Origin of the sequence: Comamonas trifloxystrobinivorans (genome assembly GCF_043359985.1) — a bacterium.
Taxonomy (GTDB): domain Bacteria; phylum Pseudomonadota; class Gammaproteobacteria; order Burkholderiales; family Burkholderiaceae_C; genus Comamonas; species Comamonas trifloxystrobinivorans.
This window is the reverse complement of sequence record NZ_JBHZGV010000013.1, coordinates 208,457-225,777: the sequence shown is the minus strand read 5'-3', so window position 1 is coordinate 225,777 and position 17,321 is coordinate 208,457. Positions and strand designations below refer to the sequence as shown.

Sequence of the window (17,321 nt, the reverse complement as noted above, 5' to 3'; positions counted from 1 at the left end):
CATGCAGATTGCTCTGATCGGTTGCGGCGCCATTGGCACCGCCTTGCTGGAACTGGTGAAGGACGATGTCGGCCTGCAGATCGCTGCGGTCGTGGTGCCAGCTGAAGGCGCCGAGGCCGCGCGTGCCGTGGCCCAGCGCCTGGCGCCGGGTGCGCAGGTTGTACAGGCCGTGCCAGCAGATGGCATTGATCTGGTGGTGGAAGCAGCAGGTCACGCTGCCATCGAACAGCATGTGCTGCCTGCACTGCGCCGAGGCGTGCCCTGCATCGTGGCATCGGTGGGCGCGCTGTCTGCAGCTGGCCTGCCTGAGCAACTGGAGGCTGCTGCCCGCGAAGGCCGCACGCAGGTGCAACTGATTGCTGGCGCCATTGGCGGCATTGATGCCTTGGCTGCAGCCCGCATCGGCGGCCTCTCCACCGTGCGCTACACCGGTCGCAAGCCGCCACATGCCTGGAGGGGCACACCGGCTGAGCAGGGGCGTGATCTGGATGCATTGGCGACCGAGACGGTGATTTTCGAAGGCACGGCCCGCGAGGCGGCCGCGCAGTTTCCGAAGAACGCCAATGTGGCCGCCACCGTGTCGCTGGCCGGCCTGGGCCTGGACCGTACCACCGTGCGCCTGATTGCCGACCCGGCGGTGCGCGAGAACCTGCACCAGGTTGAAGCCGCAGGCGCCTTTGGCAGCTTCGAGCTGACCATGCGCAACCAGCCGCTGGCAGCCAACCCCAAGACCTCGGCCCTGACCGTGTTCAGCGCGGTGCGCGCGGTGCGCGGCAAGGTGGCACCTGTGGTGATCTGACAACGAAAGAGTTTCATCATGTCGAATCTTGAACTGCTCCCCATCAACATCGGCGGCGAATGGCGCCTGGGCGGTGGCGACGAATCTGCCACGCTGTATCCGGCCACCGGTGAGGTGGTGGGCCGCCTGCGCGCGCCCAGTCTGCAGGATGTGGAAGAGGCCATCCAGAAGGCCGACCACGCATTCCGTACCAGTGGCTGGGCACAGAAGAAGCCGCACGAGCGCGCCGCTGTGCTGCATCGCGTGGCGCAGCTGATCCGCGAGCGCGCCGAGCCGTTGGCCCAGTTGCAGCGCCTCGACAACGGCAAGCCCATCAACGAAACGCGCGCCCTGGTGGCCAGCGCCGCCGGTACCTTCCAATACTTCGCCGCTGCCTGCGAAACCATGGAAGAGGCGATCACGCCGCCCCGTGGCGATTTCATGACCATGAGCGTCTACGAGCCCATGGGCGTGGTCGCTGCCATCACCCCGTGGAATTCGCCTATTGCGAGCGAAGCGCAAAAGCTAGCCCCCGCGCTGGCGGCTGGTAACGCCGTGGTCGTCAAGCCCGCCGAAGCCACGCCACTGCTGGCGCTTGAGCTGGCCAAGATCTGTGAAGAAGCCGGTGTTCCGAAAGGTATCGTCAGCGTGCTGCCCGGCCGTGGCTCGGTGATTGGCGATGCCATCACCAAGCATCCACTGGTCAAGCGCGTGTCGTTCACTGGCGGCACCTCCACCGGCAAGCACATCGCCCGCATCGCGGCCGACAAGATGATGCCCGTCTCGCTGGAGCTGGGCGGAAAATCGGCCACCATGGTGCTGGAAGACGCCGACCTCGACCATGCCGTCAACGGTGTGCTCTACGGCATCTTCAGCTCGTCGGGCGAATCGTGCATAGCGGGCTCGCGCCTGTTCGTGGCACGCAAGCTCTATGGCAACTTCATGGAGCGCCTCACGGCCAAGGCCGCTCAGCTGCGTGTGGGTGACCCGGCCGATGAGCGCACCCAGATGGGCCCGCTGATCACCGCCAAGCACCGCGAGTCCATCGAAAGCTATGTGCAGCTGGGCCTGTCCGAAGGCGGGCAGTTGCGCACTGGTGGTCATCGCCCCGAGGGCGCACTGTACGAGCGCGGCTACTACTACCGTCCCACCATCCTCGAAGGCGTGCAGAACGACTGGCAGATCTGCCAGCAGGAAATTTTCGGCCCCGTGCTCGTGGCCATGCCTTTTGACAACGAGGAATCGCTGCTGGAGCAGGCCAACGACAGCGTCTACGCGCTGGCCGCCGGTATCTGGACGCGCGACTACAAGGCCGCATGGCGCATCGGCCGCGCGGTGCAGGCCGGCACCGTGTGGATCAACACCTATAAGCAATTCTCCATCTCCACACCGTTTGGCGGCTGGCGCGACAGCGGCCTGGGCCGCGAGAAGGGCCGCATGGGCATCCAGCAGTACATGGAGCAAAAGAGCCTGTACTGGGGCCTGAACGAATCACCCCTGGCCTGGGCCAATTGAGATGCAACACCCCCTGAGTCGCTTCGCGCCTTCCCCTCTCTCGCTGCGCGGGAGGGGGACGACACCTTCGCTGCGGGGCGGCCCTTGCTTGGCGTCCGCCGATGGGCCGCGCCGGTTGCAGGCGATGTGGGCAGCGCGTGGCGCGTGATCGGGTGAAGAAAGGATTTTTTATGAGCGTACTGGGCATTGACGAAATCAGCTACGGCGCAGGCGATCTGGCGGCCTGCCGCCAGTTCTTCATCGACTGGGGGCTGAATCTGGTGACAGAGCAGGCCGATCGGCTGGTGTTCGAGACCCTGAATGGCTGCCGCGTCATCGTGGCCGCCACCGACCACCCTGATCTGCCACCGGCCATCGAAACAGGCCCCACGCTGCGCGAGGTGGTCTGGGGCGTGGAGAGCGCTGCCGATCTTGCGCTCTACGAAAGCCGTATCGCACAGCTGCCGGGCTTTGTGAAGCAGGGTGCGCGCATCGGCTGCACCGATCCCAATGGCCTGGCTGTGCGCCTGCAAGTGACGAAAAAGCGTGATGTGGAGGTGCAGAGCGCTGAGTACAACACCTGGAGCCGCAAAGGTCGCATTGACCAGGCGAGCCCGGCCTACGAGCGTGCCCAACCCATCGAGGTCGGCCATGTGGTGTTCTTCGTCAAGGACGTTCAGGCCTGCGAGCGCTTCTATGTGGACAATTTCGGCTTTGCGGCCTCGGACCGCTACCCCGAGCGCGGCGCCTTCCTGCGCACCGCACCCGACGGCGGTCACCACGACATTTTTCTGCTGCAGCGCCCCGATAAGCACGCTGGCCTGAACCATGTGGCCTTCACCGTACGCGACATCCACGAGGTCTTTGGCGGCGGCATGCACATCTCGCGCTGCGGTTGGGATACCCAGCTGGGCCCGGGGCGTCATCCGGTGTCGTCGGCCTATTTCTGGTACTTCAAGAACCCGGCTGGTGCGCTGGTGGAGTACTACGCTGATGAGGACCAGCTGACGGCCGACTGGCAGCCGCGCGAGTTTGAGCCAGGCCCTACGGTGTTTGCCGAATGGGCGATTGATGGCGGCCTTGACGGCAATACCCGGCGCCAAAAGGGCGTGGGCGGTGCCGACGGCAAGTTTCTGACCGACAAGCGCCACTGATCCCATCCGATACGGAGTTCAACGCGATGCAACGACGCATGCTCATCCCCACGCTGCTGACACTGGCCGCAGCCGCTGCACTGCCTGCTGCCCGTGCGCAGACGCAGGATGCCCATCAGGCGCTGGCGGCGGGGCAGTTCACCATCATTGCGCCGTTTCCGCCCGGAGGGCCAGTCGACACGCTGGCGCGCATGCTCTCGAATGGTCTTGCCGCACAGTACAAGCAAGTCTCCATCGTGGACAACCGCACCGGCGCCAACGGCAATATCGGCATCGAGGCGGCCCGGCGCGCCAAGGCCGATGGCCATACGCTGCTGGTGGTGCCGCAGGGCAACCTCACGATCAACCCTACGCTGATGCCCAAGCTGCACTACAGCGTGGAAGGAGACTTCGTGCCGGTGGCCTCGCTCGCGCGCACCGCCAACGTGATTGCGGTGAACCCGGCTGTGCCAGCGAAGAACATCGCAGAGCTTATCGCGCTGGCCAAGAGCAAGCCCGGCACCGTGAGCTATGCATCGCCCGGGGTGGGCAGCAGCCTGCACCTGGCAGGCGAGCTGTTCGGCCAGCAGGCGGGTGCGGATTTTCTGCACGTGGCCTACAAAGGCACGCCCCAAGGTCTGAACGATGTGATGGGGGGCACCGTGCCGATGATCATCGGCAACCTGCCAACGCTGCTGCCGCACATCCAGTCGGGCAAGCTGCGTGCGCTGGCTGTTACCGACGCGCAGCGCACACCCGAGTTGCCACATGTGCCCACGCTGGCAGAGGCTGGCGTCAAGGGCGTGGCGCTGTCGTCCTGGTACGGCGTGATGGCGCCCAAGGGCACACCGGCACCCGTGCTGGCCCAGCTGCAGCACGACATCGCACAGATCTTCAACGACCCGGCAAGCAAGGCGCAGCTGCAAAAGCAGGGCCTCAGCGTCTGGATCGTGGAAGGGCAGAAATTCGGTGACCTGATCCGCACGGAGACGGCGGCTTGGGCGCCCATCATCAAAAGCCGCGGGATCGAGGCGCAATAGACGGCAGGCAGCCCGCTAAACCAACCACCCACCACCACAAGAGCCCACCATGAAAACCTCTCGCCGCCAGATTTGCCTGGCCGTTGCCCTGCTGGCCACTGCCTTCGCCGGCAGCGCCATGGCCCAGGCCTACCCGAGCAAGCCCATCACCATCGTTGTGGCCTATCCGGCCGGCGGTGACACCGATGCCATGGCACGCCTGTATGCCGACAAGCTGTCGCAGCGGCTCGGCCAGCCCGTGGTGGTGGAGAACCGGCCCGGCGCCAGCGGCACCATCGGCACGGTGCATGTGGCCAAGGCCGCGCCCGATGGCTATACGCTGCTGCTCGCGCCCAGTACTTTCTCGATCGCGCAGTTCGTGCTCAAGACTTCGGCGGCGTCGAGCTATGACGTGTTGCGAGGCTTCGTGCCTGTGGTGCAGACCAGCGTGCAGCCGCTGTTCGTCGCCACCAGCCAGGCTTCGGGCATCAAGGATTTGGCAGGTCTGACCACCCAGGCCCGCAAGAGCGAGCTGACCTATGCCAGCCCCGGCAGCGGTTCGCCCATGCACATTCTTGGTGAAATGTTCAACAAGGCTGCAGGCGTCAAGCTCGCGCATGTGCCCTACAAGGGCGTGGCGCCCGCTGTCAACGACCTGATCGGCGGCCATGTACCCGCTACTTTCATGACCTGGGGGCCGATTGCTCCCTACGCTGGCACCAAGGCGAATGTGCTGGCTGTGGCCGATGCCCAGCGCAGCCCGCTCGCGCCCAACGTGCCCACACTGGCTGAGCTGGGCGTCAAGAACGTGGAAGTGACCGCCTGGCAAGGTCTCTTTGGCCCCAAGGGCATGTCTGCCGAGACCGTGAAGCTGCTGAACACCCACCTCAACGAAATCCTGAAGATGCCGGAAGTGGCGACCAAGATGGCCACCTTCGGCGCACTGCCTGCGGGCGGCGATGCGGCCCGGCTTGAGAAAACCAATGCGGCCGACTACGACCGCTTTGGCAAGCTCATCAAAGACCTTGGCATTCAGGCCGAGTGAACCGTTTTAGAAGGAGACCCCACCATGGCTGTTGACCGATACCTTGAACCGCACCAGGCACGCCAGCGCCCTGCAACCCTGTTTGAAGACCTGCTGGGCGATGCGATCGAGCGCGCCTTTGGCGAAGGGGTGCAGACGCTGCCCGAGCTGGTGGCCTACATCAACCGAAGTGGCCCCGCCGGAGAGAACGGCGAAGCCTGGACGGAGCAGAGCTTTGGCGCCCTGATGGCGCGCCTGGGCCATTGAAGCAGGAAAGGAGCACTCCATGAACGTACAAACCATCGCCATCGATCCCGTGGACCGCTTGCTCACCAAAGGCCTGAGCAACCTGTGGTACCCCGTCTGCCCGTCTGATTTCGTGCAGGACAAGCCCATCTCGCTGCGCCGCTTTGGCTACAAAATCGCGCTGTGGCGCGACGCCGCAGGCCAGGTGCATGCGCTGGAAGACCATTGCCCGCACCGGGGTGCGCCGCTGTCGCAAGGGGTGATCCTGGGCGACCGGCTGGCATGCCCCTACCACGGTGTGGAAGTGCGCTGCGATGGCACGGTGACCAAGGTGCCCGGCAGTCCCGGCTGCAAGCTGGAAGGCTCGCGCGCAGCGCTGGATTTTCATGTGCATGAAGCGCACGGCGCCATCTTTCTCTTCAACAGCGACAAGCATGTGGATGCGCCGCCTGCGTTCTCCATGCCAGAGGAGCTGACCTCGCCCGAGTATTCGAGCTTTCTGTGCTATGCCGAATGGCGCGCGGATTACCGCTATGCCATCGACAACGTCATGGATCCGATGCACGGCACCTTCCTGCACAAGCAGTCGCATTCCATGTCCGAAGGCGACAGCAAGGCCACGTTCCAGGTGCGCGATACCGACACGGGCTTCGTCTTCGAGAAGGCAGGCCAGCGCGGCGTGAACTTCGACTGGACCGAGTGGGGCGAGACCGACATGCACTGGATGCGTCTGGAAATTCCGTATCCCAAGACCGGCGGGCCTGGCGGCAACTTTGCCATCATCGGCTGCGTCACGCCCATCAGCCCCGAGCTGTGCGCGGTGTTCTTCTGGCGGTGCCGCCGGGTGCAGGGCTGGATGCGCGATACCTGGCGCTTTCTGTACCGCAACCGCCTGGAGGCCCGCCATTGGGCGGTGCTGGAGCAAGACCGCGTGATGATGGAGCAGATGGAGTTTGACGCCAACGAGCGTGAAAACCTGTACCAGCACGATATTGGTCTGGTGCGCCTGCGCCGACGCCTGCGCAGCCTTGCACAGGAGCAGCTTGAGGAAAGCGCCGCACCATGAGCAACAGCTTGCAGGCCTTCGTGCACACGTTGCGCTTCGAGGCCCAGGACACCATCAGCGTAGAGCTGCGCCCGGTGGATGGCGGTGAGTTTCCGGCTTTCACAGCGGGCTCGCACATCGACCTGCACTTGCCCAACGGGTTGGTGCGCAGCTACTCGCTGTCCAACGACAGCAGCGAGCGCCACCGCTATGTGGTGGGCGTGCTGCGCGACCGCGCCAGCCGTGGCGGATCGCGCTGCGTGCATGAATCGCTGCGCGTGGGGCTGCCCATCACCATTTCCGAGCCGCGCAACCATTTCGCCCTCGACGAGGGCGCTGCGCATTCGGTGCTGGTGGCTGGCGGCATCGGCATTACGCCCATGCTGTGCATGGCGCGCAGGCTCCAGAGCCTGGGCCGCTCGTTCGAGATGCTGTATTTTGCGCGCGAGCGCAAGAGCGCGGCCTTTCTCGCCGAGCTGCAGGCCCTGGGCATGCCGCTGCATCTGCATTTCGATGCCGAGGCAGGCGGCCCGCCTGATCTGCGAGGCCTGCTGGCGCAGCGCACGCCCGATGCGGGCCTGCACCACTATGCCTGCGGCCCGACGCCAATGCTCGATGCTTTCGAGAAGTTCTGCGGCGAGCTGGGGCACGCCAACGCTCACATCGAGCGTTTCACACCGGTGGAGGTCAAGGCTGCGACCGATGCCCTCGCCAACTACACGGTGGAGCTCAAGCGCCGTGGCCGCTTCATTGCGATCACGCCCGAGAAATCACTGCTGGACACTTTGCTGGAGGCTGGCGTCGATGTCGACCACAGCTGCTGCGAAGGCGTCTGCGGCTCCTGCGAGACACGCGTGCTCGCAGGCGTTCCCGATCACCGCGACTCGGTGCTCAGCCCCAAGGAGAAGGCGAGCAACAAGGTGATGATGGTCTGCGTCTCCGGGTGCAAGAGCGAGACGCTGGTACTGGATCTTTAACGACACACAAAGAGAGACAACACCATGAAAAAAATCGTGATTGCCGCTGGCCTGGCCAGCCTGGCAGGGGCAGCTGCAGCCCAATCCAAGGTCGAGATCTTCGGGGTCATCGACACCAATGTCACCCGGCTTTCGGGCTCGGGCTCGTCCAGCAAGGTAGGCCTTGCCACGGGCGGCGCCAACATCAGCCGCCTGGGCTTTCGGGGCACCGAAGACCTGGGGGGGGACCTGAAGGCGGGCTTCTGGCTGGAGGCGGGCCTCGATTCGGACACTGGCGCAGGCAAGGCTGCGGGCACCAGCGGCCTGGGCTTCAACCGCCGCTCCACCGTCAGCCTGCTGGGCAACTTTGGGGAGCTGCGACTGGGCCGTGACGATTCCGCCACCTTTCTGAGCACGCTGATCTTCGATCCCTTCCTCACCAACGGCGTGGGCGGCACGGGCGCATTCACCATTCTGGGCATTCCCGGCTCCGGTACCGCCACGGGGGGCGCGCCGATCCAGATCAGCAATGCGGTCAGCTACTTTCTGCCGCCCAACCTGGGCGGGTTCTACGGCCAGGCCCAGGTGGCATTTGGTGAGCACACCAAGAGCGAGCCCAACAAGAACCAGGGCGATTACCGGGGCCTGCGCGCGGGCTACCGGCAAGGCGCCTTCCATGGCGCGCTGGCCGTTGGCCGGTTCTACGGCGACAGCTCGGACAACAACATCACCGCCAGCAATGTGGGCCTGAGCTACGACCTGGGCATGGTCAAGCCGATGCTGCTGTGGGCCAGTGAAAAGCGCGGTTCGCTGAAAGTGACGGTGCTGCAACTGGGCGCCACGGCACCGCTGGGCAATGGCGAATTGCGCGCCTCTGTGGGCCACTACAACACATCGGGCAGAAATGCGGACTGGAACAAGATTGCCGTGGGTTACGGCTACAACTTCTCCAAGCGCACACAGGTCTACGGCACGCTGGCCTATCTCAAGAACAAGGACGGATCGAGCCGCGCCATCGGCGTGCAGGGCCTGAGCGCCACGGGCTCCACCTTGGGCGGCAAATCCACCGGCATGGAGCTGGGCATCCGCCATTTCTTCTGATCGCGGGCCATGCCCCACGCGCAGCCTTTGCGCAGCGTGCAGGGGCTGGCGCGAGCGTGCTCTTTTATCTCTTAGGAAAGTCGCACCATGAATGACTCCCGTTCAATGCGCTGGTGGGGCGTGATCACGCTGTTCGTGATCGTTGCCATCTCTTATGTGGACCGGATCAATATCTCGGTTCTGATCACGGACCGCGATTTCCTCTCGCACATCGGCCTGACGGCAGATGACCGCACGCGCCAGGGGTTGCTTGCCACCGCATTCATGGTGGGGTACGGGGTGTCGTCGCTGGTGCTTACGCCTTTTTGCGCGGCGCTGTTCGGCGTGCGGCGCAGTCTGATTGGCGGGCTGCTGCTGTGGGGTGTGGTGACCTTCCTGTCGCCCGCGATGAGCAGCTATGGGCTGCTGCTGGCTTCGCGCATTTTGCTGGGCGTGTCGGAAGGGCCGCTGTTTTCGCTGGCGGGCAGCTACATCAAGGCGCATTTCGAGAGCCGCGAAAACGGCAAGCCCAATTCGCTGGTCAACATGGGGACGGGGGTCGGGCTGGCTGTGGGTTATCCGCTGGTGGGGTATCTGGTGGCAGGGCACGATTGGGAAACGTCCTTCCATGTGCTGGGCCTCATCAATGTGCTGCTCGGCATTCCGCTGGTCTGGGCCTTCGTGCGCATGCCCAAGGTGGAAACCGGCATGCCCAAGCCGCAGTCTCTGGGCCAGGCTGTCGCTCAGGTGGGCACGATCGTGCGCGGCGCCATGCATACGCGCTATCTGTGGCTCATCACCATTCTGACGGCGGCCTTTCTGTCCTACCTGTGGGGCAGCAGCAATTGGCTGCCTGCCTACCTCAAGGAGTCGCGCGGCTTCTCGATGCGCGAGATGGGATGGCTGGCCTCGCTGCCGCAGTACGCCAGCGTGGCGGCGGTTTTTGTGGGTGGCATGATCATCGACCGCATTGCACGCCGCCAGGTGCCACTGATCTTCGTCTTTGGCAGCTTGGGTGTCGCTGCCGCCGTATGGCTGGCCATCCATATGGAAGACCGCTATGCGGCTGCGTATTGCCTGATTGCCGCCAATTTCTGCTGGGGGCTGATGAGCCCGGCCATCCCGAGCACCGTGCAGTACTGCGCGCGGCCCGAGCACATCGCCAGCGCCTATGGCGTGGTCAATGGCGCGGGCAGCCTGGTGGCGGGCTTCATGCCGGCCATCATGGGGGCTGTGATTGGTGCACTGTCAGCCCGTGGGGGCGTGGGCGCAGGCTTTTTTGCCGGTTTTGCGGCGCTGATCGGCACGCAGGTGGTGGTGATGCTGTGCGGCATCATTCTGTGGGTGCGCGAGCGCAACGTCACGCAGCAGTCATAAAAAATGAGCGCCTGGCGCTCATCTCTCGTCGATTCCAAGGTGATTCATGCTTGAAGTGCTTTTACAGCAGGCGCTTCAAGCATATTTTTTTGATAGCGCCTGCTACTTCAGCCAGCCACGCTTGCGGAAGTACAGCATGGGTATGAGCGCGCTGCACACCATCAGCAAGATGCCGTAGGCATAGCCGTATTCCCAGTCCACTTCGGGCATGTACTTGAAGTTCATGCCGTAGACGCTGGCGATCAGCGTAGGGGGCAGCAGGGCGACGCTGGCCACGGAGAAGATCTTGATGATCTTGTTCTGATTGATGTTGATGAAACCGACGGTGGCATCCATCAGGAAGTTGATCTTGTCGAACAGGAAGGCCGTGTGGTTGTCCAGTGATTCGATGTCGCGCAGGATCTGGCGCGCATCCTCGAACTGGTCGGAGTTGAGCATCTTGCTGCGCATCATGAAGCTGACGGCGCGGCGCGTGTCCATCACATTGCGGCGAATGCGGCCGTTCAAGTCTTCCTGGCGGGCGATGGCCGACAGCACTTCGCTCGCGTGGGTGTCCGTCACATTGCCGGCCAGCACCTGGGTGCTGACTTTTTCCAGGTCGTCGTAAATGCCTTCGAGCGTGTCGGCAGAGTATTCGGCGTCTGCGTCAAACAGCTTGAGCAGTACGTCCTTGCTGTCCTCGATAAGCCCCGGCGCGCGGCGCGCGCGCAGGCGCAGCAGGCGAAAAACGGGCACATCCTCGTCGTGGATGGAAAACAGCACGCCGTAACTTTTGAAAGCGGCGTTGTTCAGGTTCATGATGAAGGCCACGCGCACGCTGCGCGGGTCTTCGTCGTCATCGATCAGAAAGTCGCTGCGAATGTGCAGATCGCCATTGTCTTCTTCATAGAAGCGGGCGGATTCCTCAATGTCCTGGTCCATCGCGTCTTCGGGGATGGACAGGCCGTAGTGCTGCTTGACCCAGCGCTTTTCTTCCAGCGTGGGCGATTCCAGATCGACCCAGATCGGCTGAAAGCGCGCAAGATCCTGCAGCGACTCGATCTCTTCCTGCACCAGGCGGCCATTGGCGAGCGTAAAGATGTTGAGCATAGGCTCACTTCCTTGTTGTTTTTGGTCTGCAAAAGGGGGAATGGGGCGCTTCCAACCCTTGTGCAACAACGCGCGGCCAGGGTGGAAGCTACCAACTAGGGTAGGGATCCAAGGAGATTGCTCCGATTGATGGAATGGGCGCCATTATGGCACTGCAGCATGGCCCGCGTACGACGGTGCGCAATTACAGCCGGCTACCCGGGCGCCTGCGTTGCCATTGCCCCACGGCATGGCGAAGGCATGGGGTGGTGGCGGCTTTCAGCGGCCTGCGTGGGCCAGCGCCAGGCACAGATCGGCCCAGGTTTCGCCCTTGGCCTTGGGGGCGCGCAGCAGGTGGCTGGGGTCAAAGCTGACCACGGCGGGCAGCTCCGGGCCAATGCGGTGCACTTGCTGGCGCAGGCTGGCAAACGGCTGCTCGCCGCCCAGCAAGTGGCGCGCGGCTGGCAGGCCCAGCAGCAGCGCCATGTGGGCGCCGGTGTCTTGTACCAGCGCTTCGATGCTGAAATCGGGCGCTTCGTCGGGCTCTGGCTGGCCGGGCGCCAGGCGTGCCAGCGGCACCCAGTACACCGGCGCATCGCCCAGGCGCATGGCGCGCAACATGTTCAACAGCAGTTGGCCGGCCGGGCCTTGCAGCGCTGCGCCTTCGGGCAGCTCGGCTACCACCAGCCAGGCTGGCCCGGTGGCGGCCGGTGCAGCGGGTGCGGCGGCTTGGGCCTTGGCATCGCGCAAATCCAGCAAAACCGGGGCGCGCAAGGCAAAGCGCACACGCGGAAAATCCTGCGGCATGGCCTGTACGGGCGGCGCCGTGCGTGCGGCACTGGCGGGTTGTTGCGCTGGCGCTTGCAAAGGCGCTGGCTCGGCCACGGGCGCTGCGGGAGGCGCTTGGTCCAATGGAGCTGCTTGTGCCGCTGCTGGCGCTGGCTGCTGCTCTGCCTCGGCTGGCAAAACAATGGGCGCATTGCTGGCCCGGCTGATGGGTGCGGCGGGTGCTACGGGCACTGCTTGTGGCTGCTCTGCAACGCTGGCCGCCGTGCGCTCTGGCTGTGCTGGCGCGGCCTCGGCTGGCGCTGCGGGCGCAGCAGATTCCGGCCACCACAGCGGGTGGCCCATCTCTTGCAGCATGGCGCGTTGGCGGGCATCCAGGTTCAGGCTCATAGCAGGGCAGTGGGAATCAGGCGGGTCGAAAGGGTCAAGCGGGTCCGTCGGACGGTGGCAGCAAAAAGCTCATCACCACCGCGTCCTCACGTTCGATGTGGGATACCGGATAGTAACGCTTGCGCAGCCCCACCGACTGAAAGCCGAACTCCAGGTAAATCTGCTGCGCGCGGACATTGCTCTTGCGCACTTCGAGCCAAATGGTACCGGCGCGCACGCTGGTCGCCCAGCTGCGCAGCTGCTCCAGCAGCACCTTGGCCCAGCCCTGGCGCTGAAAGTGCGGGTTGACGGTGATGTTCAGCAAATGCACCTCGTCCACGCCTTGCATGGCTACAAAATAGCCCACCAGCTGCTCATCTATCCATAGCAACTGCATGGCGTAGCCCATGGCCATGGAGTCGATGAAATTGCCGCGCGTCCAAGGGTGGCTGTAGCACTGGTTCTCTACCGCGAGCAGCGTCTCCAGATCGTCCACCCGCAGTGCGGACCAGTGCAACTGGGGCGCGGGCTGGCGGCTCATGCCTGTTGTTGGGCGAGCTTGGCGGCTTCGCGCTCGGCCGTGGTTTTGGCCACTTTGTCGCGAATGTACAGCGGCAGCGCATCTTGCGCAGCCACCGCCAAACCTTGCGCCAGCAAGGCGGGCGCCAGGTTCAACAGCGCAGCAGCGGTTGGCAAGGCGCGCACATGGCTGGCAGCGGGCGCCAGGCGCTCGCCATAGGCGGGTTGGGCATTGCCGGCCACCACAAAACCGGCTGGCACTTGCACGTCTTGCGGCGGGCACACGCACATGTCGCCCTGCGCCAGCCATTGGCCGGCGTTGGCGTTGTAGCTATAGGCGGCGTTGTAAACCTCGTCCATACGCGCATCCAGACAGGCCAGCACTTGGGTGCAGCCGTGCTGGGTGCGGGCGTCTTCTGCCACAGCCAGCAAACTGTCTACCGGCAGCACGGGCACGCCTTCGCCGCCACGGGCCGCAAAGGCCAAGCCTTGGGAAATGGCGCAGGCGGTGCGCAAGCCGGTGAACGAGCCCGGGCCGCGGCCAAACACAATTGCGTCCAGCGCGTCAAAGCTCAGGCCGGCCTCGGCCATCAGCTTGCGGATGGCGGGCAGCAAATGGCTCGACGCCTGCGCGCCCCCGGCACCGCTGTGCAGCCAGCGCTGGTCGCTGCGCGCCACGGCGATGGAGAGGGTGTCGGTACTGGTGTCGAGGGCTAGGAGATTCATCGGGGGAGTGGCGGCGCCGCCGGGTTGCGGAGCGCCGCAAGACAGGCCTGTGGAAGGCAGGCAACACGGCATTATCGCGGCAAAGCCAAGGCTGCATGCCCGGCTTGGGCATAGCGGATAGACTGGCGCAATGCCCGTGTTTAGCCGTATAGCCACAAGAATGAAGCCTTTGAACCCGACCGAGGGAACCCCCATCCGCAGCCGCCACTGGCTGCAACCTGTTGCCATTGCCGTGATCGCGCTGGGCCAGGTGGCCTGTGCACAAACGCCAACGCAGGCGGTTGCCACCCCCGAGCGCCCAGCCGCTGCCACTACCGCTACCCAGGCCGCGCCCGCTGTGCAACTGGCTCCCAACACTGTCAGTGCACCGGCCGCAGCGCAAATACCTGTAGCGCCTGTTACAGCCGCGCAGCCAGCCAGTGCGATCCCGCCCGGCCAGTTGCCGGCCGAAGTCACTGCCGCCTTGCAGCGCGGCAAGCTGCCTCTGGATGCCGTCTCCGTGGTGGTCATGGACGCCAGCGGCACGCAGCGCCCGCTGCTCGATGTGCGCAGCGACGTGCAGCGCAACCCCGCATCGGTCATGAAGCTCGTCACCACCTTTGCCGCGCTGGAGCTGCTGGGCCCTGCTTACACCTGGAACACCGCCATCAGCACCGACGGCAGCATTGCCAAAGGCGCGCTCAACGGCAACCTCTACGTGCAAGGCTCGGGCGACCCCAAGCTGGTGATGGAGCGCCTGTGGCTGCTGCAGCGCCGGCTGCAAGAGCGTGGCGTGAAAGTTATCGTGGGCGATGTGGTGCTGGACCGCAGTGCTTTCCAGTTGCCGCCTATCGACCCGGCCTACTTCGACAACGAGCCCTTCCGCCCCTACAACGCGGTGCCCGATGCCATGCTGGTCAACTACAAAGCGCTGACCATCAACTTTGTGCCTGATGTGGCCGCTGGCGTGGCGCGTATCTCTTCCGAGCCCGCCGTGGCCAACCTCAACCTGCCCGCCAGCGTGCCGCTGGTCAACGGCAAAGGCGGCTGCGGCAACTGGCGTGCAGCGCTCAAGGCCAACTTTGCGCAGCCCGGCCAGATCCAGTTTGCTGGCGGCTACCCTTCTGCTTGCGAAGAGAACAGCTGGTCCGTAGCCCCGGCCGCGCCCGAAACCTTTGCTCCGCGCGTCTTTGAAGGCATGTGGCGCGAGGCCGGCGGCAAAATCACCGGCCAGGTGCGCTTTGGCAGCGTGCCGCAAGGCGCCACCGCGCTGATGCGCTTTGATTCGCCCAGCCTCACCGAGGTGGTGCGCGACATCAACAAATACAGCAACAACGTCATGGCGCAGCAGGTCTTTCTCACCCTGGGCAAACAGCGCGCCGGCGTTGGCACCTTCGAAGGCAGCCGCCAGGCCGTGGCCCAGTGGTGGAGCGAGCGCATGGGCGGCATGGCGCAACCCACGGTAGACAACGGCGCCGGCCTCAGCCGCGACGCCCGCATCTCCGCTGGCGGCATGGCCAAAATGCTCTCAGTGGCCTGGACCAGCAACGTCATGCCCGAGCTGATGGCCTCCATGCCCATCGTCGGCGTAGACGGCACCATGAAAAAAAGCCGCTCCAGCGCCGTAGGCGGCGCCCACCTCAAAACCGGCACCTTGCGCGACGCATCGGCCATCGCCGGCTACGTCAACGGCGCCAACGGCCGCCGCTGGGTAGTGGTGGCCATGGCCAATAGCGACAACGCGCCTGCAGCCCGGCCTGCTTGGGATGCGCTGATTGACTGGGTGGCTGGGCAGTGATGCTGTTGGGTGGATAGCTGCTGGCGCTGATGGGGGCGCTGGCAGGCGGTTTGATCACTTGGGTGCAGGGTTGGGGTGTCAGTTATCGACGCCGCTGGAGCATTGAGCCAGATGGGGTGCCCATGGGTAAGGCCACCACAAAAATCCGTCCGTTGCTCAACGAACTTGCGTTTGCTGGTTGGCATCTCGCCGCACTAGGGTTGGGCTCTTTGGGCGTAGGTTTTCAGCGAGTTCACCATTTCGCGCAGTATCGGGCTGGCGTTTTCTTCTGACCAGATGGCGCCAATGGGGCCCAGCTGGATGGCGGGCTTCAGTGACACGTCCGAGAGCAGTTGGATGGACTTGTAGAACGAGGCGACCAGCCCCGTTACCGCGCCCAGGCATTCCGTGCCTCGCAAATGGGTGTGGATGGTGGCCACCGAACCTGTCTCCACCCTGGGCAGGGGCAAGGAGACATGTTGCTGGGCGCAGGCCTCGTCCAGCTTCATGCGTGTCATGCTGGCAGTGGGGGGCAAAACCCAGGGGTATTCCAAAGCCTCTTGCCAGGTCGGTTTTCGTTTGCGTGCCAGAGGGTGGTCTGGTTTGCAAACAATTTGCACGGTGTCGTTCATCAGCACTTCGGTCACAAAGTTGTAGCGTTGCGCTCGCAGATCGATCGCGCCCACCACCAGATCCAGCTCGCGCTTATGCAGACGCTCCAGCAACGGAGAAAGCATGTCCTCCTCGACCGATATGGCGACGTTGGGGTGATTGTTGTGTAGCACGCTCAGCGCACCGGGAACCAAGACCAGCGCCGCCGAATGGACGCAACCGATTTGCAAGCGGCCGACCAGCCCGGACTGGATGGCCTTGAGCTCATCGTCGACGCGTCGCACGTCTCCTAGAATGCGCTCGGCCTGCCGCAGCAACACCTGCCCCGCCAAGGTCAGCGTCAGCTTGCGCCCGCGGATAAAAAGCGGACAGCCCACCACTTCTTCCAGCTCCAGCAACCAATGCGAAACGCCGGGTTGGGTCAAATGCAGAATTTCGGCGGCGGCGGTGATGCCGCCCGCTCGCTCCAGCACGAGCAGCATTTCCAAGTGCCGAAGCTTTAGCCGACGAGCCCAAGTGATGTCGCTAAGATCTGCCTTCATCCTTTCATGGTACCTGACGGGAAGCGGCATGGGGAACCCGCGATCAGTGGAGAATTTGTCCGAGAAAGGCCCGGGTTCGCGCGTTGCTGGGCGTGTCAAAGAACTCGTCGGGCTTGCCTTCTTCGACAATCTCTCCGCCATCCATGAACACCACGCGGCTGGCAACCTTTCGGGCAAAGCCCATTTCGTGGGTCACGCACATCATGGTCATGCCAGATTCCTCTGCCAGGCGCACCATCACATCCAACACCTCTTTGACCATTTCCGGGTCCAGTGCGCTGGTGGGCTCGTCAAAAAGCATGATCTTGGGGTTCATGCATAGTGACCTGGCAATGGCCACCCGCTGCTGCTGCCCGCCGGAAAGCTGGCCTGGAAACTTGAGGGCCTTGTCCGGAATGCGAACGCGCTCCAAGTACTTCATCGCCTTGGCCTCCGCTTCGTCCCGCGACTGCTTGAGCACCGACATGGGGCCCAGCGTCAGATTCTCCAGTACCGTCATGTGCGGGAACAGGTTGAAATGCTGGAACACCATGCCCACTTCCCGGCGAATGCGGTCGATGTTTTTGACGTTGTCCTTGAGCTCGGTGCCATCCACGCGAATCAGCCCCTGCTGATGCACTTCCAGGCGGTTGATGCAGCGGATCAGGGTGGATTTGCCGGAGCCCGAGGGGCCACAGATGACAATGCGCTCGCCAGCGGCAACCTCCAGATTGATGTCGCGCAGAACATGGTGTTGGCCGTACCACTTGCCAACGCTCTGCATTTCGATGATGGGGGCATTTTGCATGTTT

The 17,321-nt window shown here is 64.1% G+C and carries 17 protein-coding genes; 11 read left to right on the top strand and 6 right to left on the bottom strand.

The genetic code is table 11. The annotated features are described in order from the left end of the window. Window position 1: 1 nt before the first annotated feature. The 10 genes from ACFIQF_RS17620 to ACFIQF_RS17575 all read left to right on the top strand — a co-directional run bounded on the left by ACFIQF_RS17620 (window position 2) and on the right by ACFIQF_RS17575 (window position 10,152). Complete coding sequence (locus ACFIQF_RS17620; protein WP_393944842.1) at window positions 2–799, top strand: aspartate dehydrogenase; 798 nt, start codon at window positions 2–4, stop codon at window positions 797–799. A gap of 18 nt (window positions 800–817) precedes the next feature. Then, on the top strand, window positions 818–2,293 hold the full coding sequence (locus ACFIQF_RS17615; protein ID WP_184704279.1) for an aldehyde dehydrogenase: 1,476 nt from the start codon (window positions 818–820) through the stop codon (window positions 2,291–2,293). Window positions 2,294–2,463: 170 nt separating this feature from the next. Then, window positions 2,464–3,426, top strand: a complete 963-nt coding sequence (locus ACFIQF_RS17610; RefSeq protein ID WP_184704277.1) for a VOC family protein — start codon at window positions 2,464–2,466, stop codon at window positions 3,424–3,426. A gap of 26 nt (window positions 3,427–3,452) precedes the next feature. Next, the gene (locus ACFIQF_RS17605) at window positions 3,453–4,445 is read left to right on the top strand and encodes a Bug family tripartite tricarboxylate transporter substrate binding protein (RefSeq protein WP_393944840.1); all 993 of its coding nucleotides are present in this window, start codon (window positions 3,453–3,455) and stop codon (window positions 4,443–4,445) included. Window positions 4,446–4,494: 49 nt separating this feature from the next. Then, entirely contained in the window at window positions 4,495–5,469 is a 975-nt protein-coding gene (locus ACFIQF_RS17600) for a Bug family tripartite tricarboxylate transporter substrate binding protein (RefSeq protein ID WP_393944839.1), read from the top strand. Window positions 5,470–5,493: 24 nt separating this feature from the next. Further along, complete coding sequence (locus ACFIQF_RS17595; RefSeq protein ID WP_184704273.1) at window positions 5,494–5,715, top strand: recombinase-like helix-turn-helix domain-containing protein; 222 nt, start codon at window positions 5,494–5,496, stop codon at window positions 5,713–5,715. Between the two features lie 19 nt (window positions 5,716–5,734). Continuing rightward, complete coding sequence (locus tag ACFIQF_RS17590) at window positions 5,735–6,760, top strand: Rieske 2Fe-2S domain-containing protein (RefSeq protein ID WP_393944836.1); 1,026 nt, start codon at window positions 5,735–5,737, stop codon at window positions 6,758–6,760. Then, the gene (locus tag ACFIQF_RS17585; RefSeq protein WP_393944834.1) at window positions 6,757–7,716 is read left to right on the top strand and encodes a PDR/VanB family oxidoreductase; all 960 of its coding nucleotides are present in this window, start codon (window positions 6,757–6,759) and stop codon (window positions 7,714–7,716) included. Before ACFIQF_RS17590 ends, ACFIQF_RS17585 begins: the two co-directional genes overlap by 4 nt. A gap of 24 nt (window positions 7,717–7,740) precedes the next feature. Then, window positions 7,741–8,796 (top strand): porin, encoded by a 1,056-nt coding sequence (locus ACFIQF_RS17580; protein ID WP_393944832.1) that lies wholly within the window; start codon window positions 7,741–7,743, stop codon window positions 8,794–8,796. Window positions 8,797–8,883: 87 nt separating this feature from the next. Next, window positions 8,884–10,152: an MFS transporter gene (locus ACFIQF_RS17575; RefSeq protein WP_393944830.1), complete on the top strand. Its 1,269-nt coding sequence runs from the start codon at window positions 8,884–8,886 to the stop codon at window positions 10,150–10,152. A gap of 102 nt (window positions 10,153–10,254) precedes the next feature. Here ACFIQF_RS17575 and corA read toward each other — a convergent pair whose 3' ends face one another. From corA to tsaB, 4 genes are all read right to left on the bottom strand, one after another. Further along, entirely contained in the window at window positions 10,255–11,241 is a 987-nt protein-coding gene (corA, locus tag ACFIQF_RS17570) for a magnesium/cobalt transporter CorA (RefSeq protein ID WP_184704263.1), read from the bottom strand. A gap of 258 nt (window positions 11,242–11,499) precedes the next feature. Next, complete coding sequence (locus ACFIQF_RS17565; protein ID WP_393944828.1) at window positions 11,500–12,396, bottom strand: uracil-DNA glycosylase family protein; 897 nt, start codon at window positions 12,394–12,396, stop codon at window positions 11,500–11,502. A 34-nt stretch (window positions 12,397–12,430) separates the two neighbouring features. Then, on the bottom strand, window positions 12,431–12,916 hold the full coding sequence (rimI, locus tag ACFIQF_RS17560) for a ribosomal protein S18-alanine N-acetyltransferase (RefSeq protein ID WP_393944826.1): 486 nt from the start codon (window positions 12,914–12,916) through the stop codon (window positions 12,431–12,433). Next, complete coding sequence (gene tsaB, locus ACFIQF_RS17555) at window positions 12,913–13,620, bottom strand: tRNA (adenosine(37)-N6)-threonylcarbamoyltransferase complex dimerization subunit type 1 TsaB (protein WP_393944824.1); 708 nt, start codon at window positions 13,618–13,620, stop codon at window positions 12,913–12,915. Before tsaB ends, rimI begins: the two co-directional genes overlap by 4 nt. A gap of 160 nt (window positions 13,621–13,780) precedes the next feature. Between tsaB and dacB the strand changes: the two genes are divergently transcribed. Next, window positions 13,781–15,397 carry a D-alanyl-D-alanine carboxypeptidase/D-alanyl-D-alanine endopeptidase gene (gene dacB / locus ACFIQF_RS17550; protein ID WP_393944823.1) on the top strand — a complete coding sequence of 539 codons (1,617 nt, stop codon included), beginning with the start codon at window positions 13,781–13,783 and terminating at the stop codon, window positions 15,395–15,397. Window positions 15,398–15,591: 194 nt separating this feature from the next. Here the strand turns inward: dacB and ACFIQF_RS17545 are convergent, their stop codons facing one another. Continuing rightward, window positions 15,592–16,476, bottom strand: coding sequence for a LysR family transcriptional regulator (locus ACFIQF_RS17545; protein WP_393944822.1), 885 nt, complete (start codon window positions 16,474–16,476; stop codon window positions 15,592–15,594). Between the two features lie 97 nt (window positions 16,477–16,573). Next, window positions 16,574–17,317, bottom strand: coding sequence for an amino acid ABC transporter ATP-binding protein (locus tag ACFIQF_RS17540; RefSeq protein WP_393944820.1), 744 nt, complete (start codon window positions 17,315–17,317; stop codon window positions 16,574–16,576). Between the last annotated feature and the right edge of the window lie 4 nt (window positions 17,318–17,321).